Annotated in this window: 7 protein-coding genes; 1 reads left to right on the top strand and 6 read right to left on the bottom strand. The window is 70.8% G+C overall.

The window, feature by feature from the left end; all coding sequences use genetic code 11:
* Positions 1-53 precede the first annotated feature (53 nt).
* The 6 genes from VM221_01070 to VM221_01045 form a co-directional block, all read right to left on the bottom strand.
* Entirely contained in the window at positions 54-3,593 is a 3,540-nt protein-coding gene (locus VM221_01070) for a sugar-binding protein (protein HUT73410.1), read from the bottom strand.
* Positions 3,586-4,005 carry a zinc ribbon domain-containing protein gene (locus VM221_01065; protein HUT73409.1) on the bottom strand — a complete coding sequence of 140 codons (420 nt, stop codon included), beginning with the start codon at positions 4,003-4,005 and terminating at the stop codon, positions 3,586-3,588. The genes VM221_01070 and VM221_01065 overlap by 8 nt, the downstream gene beginning before the upstream one ends.
* A gap of 22 nt (positions 4,006-4,027) precedes the next feature.
* Positions 4,028-4,441: a PaaI family thioesterase gene (locus VM221_01060; protein HUT73408.1), complete on the bottom strand. Its 414-nt coding sequence runs from the start codon at positions 4,439-4,441 to the stop codon at positions 4,028-4,030.
* 34 nt (positions 4,442-4,475) lie between these two features.
* Positions 4,476-5,177 (bottom strand): PIG-L family deacetylase, encoded by a 702-nt coding sequence (locus tag VM221_01055; GenBank protein ID HUT73407.1) that lies wholly within the window; start codon positions 5,175-5,177, stop codon positions 4,476-4,478.
* A 61-nt stretch (positions 5,178-5,238) separates the two neighbouring features.
* Positions 5,239-6,474 (bottom strand): DegT/DnrJ/EryC1/StrS family aminotransferase, encoded by a 1,236-nt coding sequence (locus tag VM221_01050; protein ID HUT73406.1) that lies wholly within the window; start codon positions 6,472-6,474, stop codon positions 5,239-5,241.
* Between the two features lie 278 nt (positions 6,475-6,752).
* On the bottom strand, positions 6,753-7,628 hold the full coding sequence (locus tag VM221_01045; GenBank protein HUT73405.1) for a nucleoside hydrolase: 876 nt from the start codon (positions 7,626-7,628) through the stop codon (positions 6,753-6,755).
* A gap of 400 nt (positions 7,629-8,028) precedes the next feature.
* Between VM221_01045 and VM221_01040 the strand changes: the two genes are divergently transcribed.
* The gene (locus VM221_01040) at positions 8,029-9,108 is read left to right on the top strand and encodes a G5 domain-containing protein (protein ID HUT73404.1); all 1,080 of its coding nucleotides are present in this window, start codon (positions 8,029-8,031) and stop codon (positions 9,106-9,108) included.
* The last annotated feature ends 320 nt before the right edge of the window (positions 9,109-9,428 follow it).

Genomic DNA, 9,428 nt, shown 5'->3' with positions numbered 1-9,428 from the left:
CCGGTCGTTCATGGTGATGACGCTGCCGGCGCGGATGAGCGTGCGAGCCAAGTTCAGGAACCTCCGGTGGTCGCCGCCGGCGGGCGTTCGAGGGTAATGGCGAAGAGCTTGACGTGGGGGGATTCGGGCAAGACGAGCGCGGCCGGAGCATCGGCGCGCGCGAGGTCGCCGATGCGCAGCAGGTAGATGTGCGCCGCGACGGGCGCATCACCGTCGGCCCGGCGCAGGTAGGGGACGCGCAGTGCGATGACATCCTGCGGCGAGGGCTCGGTCCACAACGGCACCTGCAGGGTCCTCTCCTCCTCGGCGCCGTCCGGGTAGGCGATGCGGAACTGCGCCGTCACCGGTGACGAAGCCGCGGCCGCCAGGTAGATGGCGCGCAGCGGGTATGGCGGCAAGGGGATCCGCTGACCGGTGCAGGCGATGGCGGAGGCGCCGCGCTGATCCTTGGGCGGATAGCGCAGCGGCACCCGCGCCGGCGCCTCCGCACCGCTCGCGCCGGTGAAGTAGGCGCCCGGGTAGAGCACGGCCCCGCTGGCGTCGGGCGGTAGGAACTCCGCCGGGAAGCTCGAGGTCGCAACGTCGAAGGCGCCGCGGGCGCCGTGGCCGGCGAAGGTCGAGGCGACGACGTTGAGCTGCCCCGATAGGTCCAGCGGTTCGTAACCGCCGCCGTCCACGATCACCGGCTGGACGAGGATTGCGCCGGGTCCGGCGTCTATCGTCTCCGACGCAGGGCGCCCGTCGCCCCTCGACCGCGCTCGGGACGACCCTGAGCCTGTCGAAGGGTCGCACTCGAGGTCCCAGGCCAGGCGATAGGACCCGGCGCCGTCGGGGGCCGTCACCTGCGCCGTCACCTGCGCCGCCTCCCCCGCAGCGACGGGGCCGCCAAGCGCGGTCGGCGATTCCGCGCGCGCCACCGCCGCGCCATCCCAATAGTGCCAGTGGTAGACTAGCCGGCAATGCCCGGGATCCCATGCGGCGGCTCCGTCATTGCGCAGCAGCACCTTGACCGCGTAGGCCTGGCCCGCCTCCATCCGCGCGGGCACATCGGCGGCGACCACGGTCGCCCCGAGGTCGGAGGCGAGCACCGCCACCGTCTCGGCGTAAGCGTCGCTTCCCAGGCGCGAGAACCAGCGATCTTCGCCCTGCACGAGATCCCATTGGAGCTGGTAGGTCCAATCGTCATCAGGGGTCCACGCGGGCAGCGGCGCGCCGCCGGCCGTGCGCGCTTCCACCCGGGCGTACATCGTGACCGTCTTGCCGGGCTCGACGTCACGCGGCAGAGGCGAGCGCAAGCCCTCGAACTCGACCGCCTCCGCCTTGGCGTCCGCCTCCTCCCCCGGCCCCGGCATGCGCACCCAGTGATAGGACAGCGAGCACTCCTTTGCCCTCCAGGCGCGGGCGCCGTCGTTGCGCAGGCGCACGCGCACGCGCTTGCGCGCGCCGGCGCCCAGGGCCGAGGGCAGGGTCGTGCTCAGCACCCGCGCCCGGTGGGCAGGCCCGCGGTCGAGGCGCACCGGCAGGGAGATCTCGAACAGCTGCTTGGCGAACCACCGGCTGCGCAGGATGGGGACCGAGCTCTTGGTGACCTCGAAGCTCAAGCTGTAGTCGCCGACCGGCAGCGGTCCGTCAACGGTGGCGGTGGAGACGCTGACCACGATCGGCGCGCGCTGGCCGGCGCGGACGAACAGGCGCGGGGCGGCGACGCCGGTGCGCCGCAAGTCGGGGCGAAGCTTGTTCTGCAGAGTGTAGCTGATCTCGACGTTATTCGCCTCGGTCAGATCCTGGAACCCCTGGTTTTCGACCAGCAGCTCGAGGTCGTAGGTGCTGCCGGGATTGAGCACCGCCGGCAGCGTCTGCCGCAGCAGGGTGACCTGGTATTCGCGCCGTCCCGCGAGCACCTGCGCCGACTCGCGAGTGAGATCGAGGAAGCGCACGCCGTACTGACGGCTGTTGGCGATCTCGGTCGCGGCCGGGAAGTCATTAAGGGAGTCAATGATCACGAAGTCCGGCAGCACGCCGAGCGTGCTCAGCCAGCTCTGCTCGTAGTCGTGCCCGCCGTGGCGCCCCAGCAGGCCCTCGGGGCCCAGGTAACCCGGCGACAGTCGCGCCGCGGGCCGCGGGCCCTCCTTGCCATAGCTCAGCCCGACCCCCGGCCGCAGGGAACAGTAGCCGTCGAGGTTGGGAGCCTTTGCCCGCCAGCCCTCGTCGCCGAGGATGAGCAAGCGCGCGCCGAAGGTGCGGCGGAACTGGTTGCGACAGTAGTCGAAGCAGGAGCGGTCCCAGTCGGTCACTCCCTGCGGCGGCCCCAGCACCAGCACGTGGGCGGGGTCGCCGCCGGCGGCGTCGAACTGGGCGCGGAACTCCTCGGGCACGATGCTGTAGAACTCGCGGATCATGCCCCACAACGCCTGGCGACCCGCGGCCGCGGTGAGGTCGGCGGCTCCGCTCGGGGGCAGGCTGCTCGCGTCGAGGTACATGCCGACCAGGGGATAGCTCATGCGGCCATCCTTGGTGTCCTTGAGCGCCTGCGCCAGGCGCAGCAGCCCCAGGCGCGACCAGGTGCGACGCGCGTCCGCATCCCCGCGGTATACCGGCAGGATCGTGTCCACCGCCGCCTCGCGCGCCTGGCGCAGCATCCCCGCGTGCCACGCGACGCTGCCGGCGCTGAACCAGGGGCCGAGCCCGTCGGGCGGCTGGTCGGCCGCGAACCGCAGCGCGTCTTCCGCGCCCGCAGGCGGCGCACCGCCCGCAGTCGGCGCCAGCCGGTAGTCATAGCGGTAGGTGGCCAGCAGTCGCCCCCCCGGCTTGCCCGCCGCCGGCTGGCGCACCAGCTCCGGCGCGGGCTTGTCAAGCTGTACCACGCTCGCGGTGAGCCATTCCCCCGCGCCCAGACGCCCGTCCACCAGGGGCGGGTGATAGCTGACCGGACAGACGATAACATCGTTGGCGGCGATCGCGGGCCGGGCGCTGGGGCTCAGCGCCATGACGGCCCAGCGGTCGGGGCGGTCGAGATCCTCCGCCGCGCCGACGCGCGAGGAGAAGCTGACGAAGGTCTCGTTCTCGCCGCGCACCCGCACGACGAAGTTGAAGCCGATACGCCGGCCCGGCTTGGGGGCGCCGCCGAGGAATCTCCAGGGAATGCCGACCTCGACGGTGTAGCCGGTGTCGGTGTCATCGGAGCGATTGAGCGTGCCCTCGCGCTCGACCGCGACCTTCAGCCCCATCAGCCAGTCCGGCTGCGCCCGCCACCCGCCGGCATCGGTGCCCACGAGGGCGGTGAATCCTCCGGCGGCGCTGACCACCAGGCGCGCACAGCCCGGGTGAACGGCGTCGCCAACGCCGCCCGCCATGTCAAGGTAGAAGTCCACGGCATCATCCCGCCACGCTTCGGACATGGCGCCGGTGCTGGCGCCGGTGATGGCGACGTCGTCAACCTTGGCGGCCAGGAACAGCAGTTGGTCGCTCCACATCGCGTAGGCGATGGCCCGCGGCGGGCGCGCGGCAACATCGGCGGCGGGCGCGGGGCGCGAAGCCGCCAGTGCGATGGCGGCGAGCGCCATCACCACCAAGCGACGGGACCGGTCAAGCATTCTCACTTTCCGCCTCTCCCTCCAGCGCCGCGCGCTCCGCCTCGCCGGTCTCGATGTCGCGCAGGTATTCACCGATGACGCGGCGAGCCTCCACCGCCTGGGACTCGAACACCAGCAGCCGGCTGTGGTAGCCGTCGAAGCTGAAAGGAATGTCGTCATACCAGGGCACGCGCCCCGACTGGACCACCGAAGGGATGCCGGATTCCCGCAGCACCGTGCGCACCATGATGGCCCTCACCTCGTCCGGCGCATCGTACACCGGCACCAGCGGTTCGTTGGCTGCGCGTTCCCGTTCGCCGGCCGGCGGCGCCGCCCAGGTCAGCGCTTCGCCGCAGTCCGGGCATACCCGCACCGCCGGCAGATACTCGTACCCGCAGTTGGGGCAGTAGGGCATGGCAAGCGCTCCTTCCACGTCGCCAGGCGGCGGCTCCTCGTCAGTCGCCGCCGTCGGCCATGATGACGAACACGCCGGTGGCCTTCGCCGCCACCGTGCCGTCCTCGAGCTCGACCTGCGCCCGCGCGCGCACCACGCGGCCGCGGCGCTGCGTCATGCGCCCGCGCACCGCGATCTCCCGGCCGACCGCCACCGGTTGCAGAAAGCGCGCGTCGAGGCGCGCGGTAACCGCATCGCCCGCGCCTCCGCGGGCGGCCCAGCCCATGACCTCATCCATGACGGCGCACAGGAATCCGCCGTGCGCGATCTCGGCCCAGCCCTGGAAGTGCTCGGGCACCGTCAACCGCGACATCCATTCGTCGCCGCGACGCTCGATCTGCATCCGCAGGCCGCGTGCATTGTCCGCGCCGCAGCCGAAGCAGCGGTTGTTGACCTCGAGCCGCACTTCAGACATGCGTCCGACTCCGATGGTTCCCTGGTCGCCCGCTTTACGGCAGCAGGCGGCGAGGCACGAGCCTGCCCCACATCTGCGCGGGCCGGAATCCCTCCGCGTAGGTAACCCCCGCCTGTGCGCCGCGGAAGCGCGCCACCACCTCCATCACCTCGTCCACCTGCGCATCGTCGTGGTGCCGCAGCCACTCGACCTGGCTGGCGTGGCACGCCAGCATGCGCGCCTTGGTCTCGAAATGGTCGGTGACATCCACATATTCGGTCGGCTCGAAACCGATGCCGACCAGGGTCTCCATGTAATAGACCGGCGCGATGCGGTTGTAGGCGGGCGATTCAGTCTTGAGGTTGGGGATGGTGGCGTCGAAGCTGGCGACCTCCGCCAGCGCCCCGGCGTGGCGGTGGTCGAGCATGTAGTCATTGGGGGCGTGGGCGATGATGAAATCCGGCCGGCAGCGACGGACGATCTCCACCAGCTTGGTGCGCGCCTCCATGTCGAGCGGGATCTCCAGGTCCGGATAGTCGAGGCAGTAGTAGTCGGCGCCGATGACGGCGGCGGCGGCCTCGGCCTCCCGGCGGCGGATGGCGGAGATCTCCTCGCGGCTGTGCGTCGCCGACCCGCAGTCGCCGTTGGCCGCGCAAACCATCGTCACCGCATCGCCGCGAGCCGCGCACTTCGCGAGCGTGCCGCCGCACAGAATCTCGAGATCGTCGGGATGCGCTCCCACCGCCAGAACGTTCATCTCCACTCCCTTCTTGGGCTGTGCATGTCAGCACCGGCGCGGCGCTTCGCGCCCGCAAGCATCAGCTCGCAACCGCCGCCGCGTGGATCTTCTCGATCGCGTCGGCGATGTCATCCACCTCCGCCCGCTCGCCCGTGAGCCACGCCTGGTAGAGCCACACCGCCTCCTGCGCGCATGCCCTCTCACACACCGGGCAGCGCACGCGGTCGTAGTCCATCTCGCGGCCGGCGAGCGCGAAGGCGGCGGCGTAAACATCCGGCTGGTGGAAGGCGAGCTCCTTGTACAGCGGCACATAGCCCTTGGTGCAGGTGATGCCCTCGGCGCTGAGGGCGGCGACAAAATCATCGCGCGAGAGCCCGCCAAAGGCCGCCGCGTCATAGCGGAAGATGTAAAGATGATAGGCGTGGCGCGTCACCCGTTCGTCCACGCGCAGGGGGCGGATGCCGGGGATCGCGTTGAGGCGCTCCGTAAGGTAGGCCGCGTTGGCGCTGCGTCGCTCTATCTGCGCGGGGGCGCGCCGCAGTTGGCTGCTGAGCAGGGCGCCCTGGAGCTCGGTCATGCGGTAGTTCCAGCCCAGCAGAGGATGCTCGTACCACCCGCCGGAGCGCACGCGCCCGACATTATGCAGCGACCAGCAGCGCTGGTAGATCTCCTCATCGTCGGTCACGCAGGCGCCGCCCTCGCCGGCGTTGAGGTTCTTGGAGGACTGGAAGCTGAAGCCGCCGACGGCGCCGATGGCGCCCACGCGCCGCCCGCGCCACTCCGCCCCGTGGGCCTGAGCGGCGTCCTCGATGACCGTTAGGTGGTGTTTCCTGGCGACCGCGGTGATGCCGTCCATGTCGGCCGGGCAGCCGGCGATATGCACGGCGATGATGGCGCGGGTGCGGTCGGTGATGGCGGCCTCGATCTTCGCCGGATCGAGGTTGTATGTATCGGGCTCGATGTCCACGAACACGGGCACGGTGTTGACGACGAGACACGCGCTGGCGGTGGCGATGAAGGTGTAGGGGGGAACGATCACCTCGTCGCCGGCCTCAACGCCGACGGCGCGCAGCGCGATCTCGAGGGCGGCGGTGCCGTTGACCACGCAGGTGCAGTGCTTCGCCTGCTGGAACTCCGCGAACTCCCCCTCGAAGCGCTCGACGCGGCCGCCGCCGATGCCCCACTTGCCGCTGCGCACGGCGTCGGCGACCGCCGCGACGTCGCTCTCATCCCACACCGGCCACGCGGGGAAAGGGATGACGCGCACCGGCTGGCCGCCGTTGACGGCGAGGTTGGAGCCCTTGAGGGTCGTCATCGCGGTGTCTCCGTCATGCGCCGGACACAGGCGAGGCACCTTTCCGCGCCACTGCGGCGGGACTGTCCCCGAACGGGGACTGTTCCCTTCCGGGCGCTGATGCGCCCAGGCTTGAGCGTCCCGCAGGTCAGAGCGTGCCCGTCCCGCCGCGTCATGCGCGGCTGAAGCCGGCGATCGAGGTTGGGGTGTGGATTCTGCGCGGCGATGGGAATCCCCTCCCGTCACCTCGCGGAGGCCGCGCCGGAGGGGCCGGATCGCGGGGGCTTCGCCGCTCGCGCCTAGACCCCGTAGGCCGAGATGCGGCCGGCGACAAGCTCGAACAGCGCTTCGGCATCGGCCTCGACGCACACCGACGCGTTGGGCGCGCCGCCCGCGATCGCCACCGTCAGCCCGTCGCCGGTGACTTCGAGGCGCATGGGCTCGAACCGCCCCAGGCCGGGGTTGAACGCCACCCCCACCGCCAGCGGATCGTGCAGCACCGGCCGCATTCTCCCTTCCGCCTGCCATAGGGGCAGCAGCTCGGTCAGCGCGCGCGCCAGCGGCCCAGTGGACTCGCGCAGGAGCCCAAGGTATCTGTCGGGCAGCATCAGCGTCCCCGTCGCGTCCAGCGGCACGACGGTCAACCGCGCGCCCGAGTTGAGGACCCGGATTGCGGCCTCGACGTCACACGCGATGTTGTATTCGGCCACCGGCTCCGGCGCGCCCGCGTAGCCCCTGCGCACCGAGCCGCCCATGACAATCAGTTCCGCCATCTTCACGCCGATCGCCGGCTCCCCCTCCAGGCACTTCGCGACATTGCTCAGGGGACCGATAGCGACGACGGTGATCTCGCCGGGCGCGTTCTTGATCGCTTGCAGCAAGTAGTCCACTGCCGCCTGAGCCGGCGGCTGCAGGCCCGTGCCGGTGGCCCAACCCGCCTGGTTGGGCTCGCGGTCGGGCGCCCCGCATCCGGCGAAGCCGGGGATGACGGGGATCTCCGTCTTGCCCGCCCAGTTGAGCAGCTTGCGCGCGATGCGCGCGCGCTTCTCGACCGGGCCGTACACCGTCGTCACCCCCACCAGCTCCAGCTCGGGCGAAGCGATCGCCAGCGCCAGGGCGAAGGCGTCGTCAATATCGTCCCCGATGTCGGTATCCAGGATGATGCGCTTGGTCATGTCCCCCGCCTCCCGGGCGCTGGGCCGTGGTCGCCCGCGCCAGCGCTGTGCATATTCCGCTCTTGCCGCGCGGCGCCTGCCGCGTGATGCAGCCAATTGCGGGCTCCGGGCGCGAGATATCATGCCTGCGCGCGGCTCATTGCCGTCGTCCTGGGCGGCGCATGCCCAGGCGCGCTCGCGGCCGCGGTGCAGCCGGAAACGGCTTGAGCGGAAGGATTTGCCCATACGGGCGCTGAAGAGGCCCTTAGCCCGAATCATGCGTGATTCGGGCTAGAGCAGGCGAGCAGTGGAACCTGTGCTGGAGCATAGGCGCCCCCGCCTGTGAGTTCCCGGCCGAGGGCGGCCAGGCTCCACATCACCTGCTCACCTTAATCGCGTCTTTCGCCGCGGAGGTGCCGCCATGACCGCTACGCCTGTTAGGGGCGCGCGCTCGCCGGGCGCGCGCGATGACCGCGACCGAGGCGAGGTCGCGCCCCTGGACGCGGCTTCCGAGGCCCCGATCGCGCGGGCGCATCGGAGCGAGAGGCTGCGCCGCCAACTGTTTGTCGAACGCGCCTTCTTCATCGCCGTGATCGCCCTGCTCACATTCGGCCTGGTGCGCCAGGGACGCGGGTTGACGGCCTACCAGATCACGGTGGACGGCAGGCCGGTGGCCCTGGTCGCCGAGCGCGCGACGGCGGACAAGCTGCTCCGCGAACTGCGCGGGAACACGCCGCAGGCCCGCTTTCGCCAGGCCACAGACGTGCGTCGGGTGGACCCGCGCGCGCCGGCGGTGCTGACGGAGCGGCAGGCGCGCGCGGCGCTGACGACGGCGATCAACGTCATCGTGCCCGCGCACGTCATCCTGGTCAACGGCAGAGTGGCGGCGGCGGTGGAGTCGCGCGAGCAGGCGGAGCAGGTGCTGACGCGCCTGCGAGCGAGCTACGCGGGCTCGGGGCAGCAGGCGAGGTTCAAGGAATCGGTACGCATCGAGCAGGCGGAGATTCCGCGCGCCCAGCGCCTGTCCCCCGACCAGGCGTTCCAGGCTCTGGCGGGTGAACGCGCGGCCGGCAGCAGCAAGACTTACACGGTCAAACGGGGCGATACCGCATGGGGCATCGCCAACACCTACGGGCTGACGGTAGAGCGACTCGCGCTGCTCAATCCGCGGGCTGATCTGGCGCGGCTGCAAATGGGGCAGACACTGACCATCGCGCGCGAAGAGCCGCTGCTGACCGTGGTTACCACCGAGGAGTCCACGGAGCTTGAGATCATGCCCCACTCGATGCGGGTGACGGCGGCGCCGGACCTGCCCAAGGGTCAGCGGCGGGTGCTGGCCGAGGGGCGGGATGGGCAGAAGACGGTGCGCTATCGCGTCACTCTGGAAAACGGGAAGCCCATCAAGCGGATGGTGATAGCCGAGACCGTCATGCGCCCGCCGCGCGCCGAGCGCGTGCTGGTGGGAACGGGGGCCGCCGGCGGCGTGCCGCCGCCGAAGTAGATGGTGTCGCAAATGGAGCATGGGCGCCCCGCCCGTGATGCCCCCGGCCGAGGCGGCCAGGCTCCACCCCCGACCGCTCTTCGTCTGCGGCGCCGGCGACCCAGCCTGCCGCTGGTGGTGCTGATTGCGGCGCTACTGGCGGCGATATGGCTGGTGCACTATTACTTCTTCCAGCTTCCGGCGCGCGCGCCGCGGGCGCATTCCAATCCAGCGCCCGCGACTGTTGCCCGATGAAGCGCTGACCGCGTGCACCCCGGTTTCCTTACAGAGGATTCCACCGTGACCGAACGCGAACCAAGTAGGGGCAAGGCATGCCTTGC

It is taken from the genome of Armatimonadota bacterium (assembly GCA_035527535.1).
Classification (GTDB): Bacteria; Armatimonadota; Hebobacteria.
The sequence above is the reverse complement of the archived record's forward strand: the minus strand, read 5'-3'. Positions and strand labels throughout refer to the sequence as shown.

Excerpts from the sequence above, each read along its gene's own strand:
- VM221_01070 (HUT73410.1), bottom strand. The coding sequence starts at position 3,593 with ATGCTTGACCGGTCCCGTCGCTTGGTGGTGATGGCGCTCGCCGCCATC.
- VM221_01060 (HUT73408.1), bottom strand. The coding sequence starts at position 4,441 with ATGTCTGAAGTGCGGCTCGAGGTCAACAACCGCTGCTTCGGCTGCGGC.
- VM221_01040 (HUT73404.1), top strand. The coding sequence starts at position 8,029 with ATGACCGCTACGCCTGTTAGGGGCGCGCGCTCGCCGGGCGCGCGCGAT.
- VM221_01050 (HUT73406.1), bottom strand. The coding sequence starts at position 6,474 with ATGACGACCCTCAAGGGCTCCAACCTCGCCGTCAACGGCGGCCAGCCG.
- VM221_01045 (HUT73405.1), bottom strand. The coding sequence starts at position 7,628 with ATGACCAAGCGCATCATCCTGGATACCGACATCGGGGACGATATTGAC.
- VM221_01055 (HUT73407.1), bottom strand. The coding sequence starts at position 5,177 with ATGAACGTTCTGGCGGTGGGAGCGCATCCCGACGATCTCGAGATTCTG.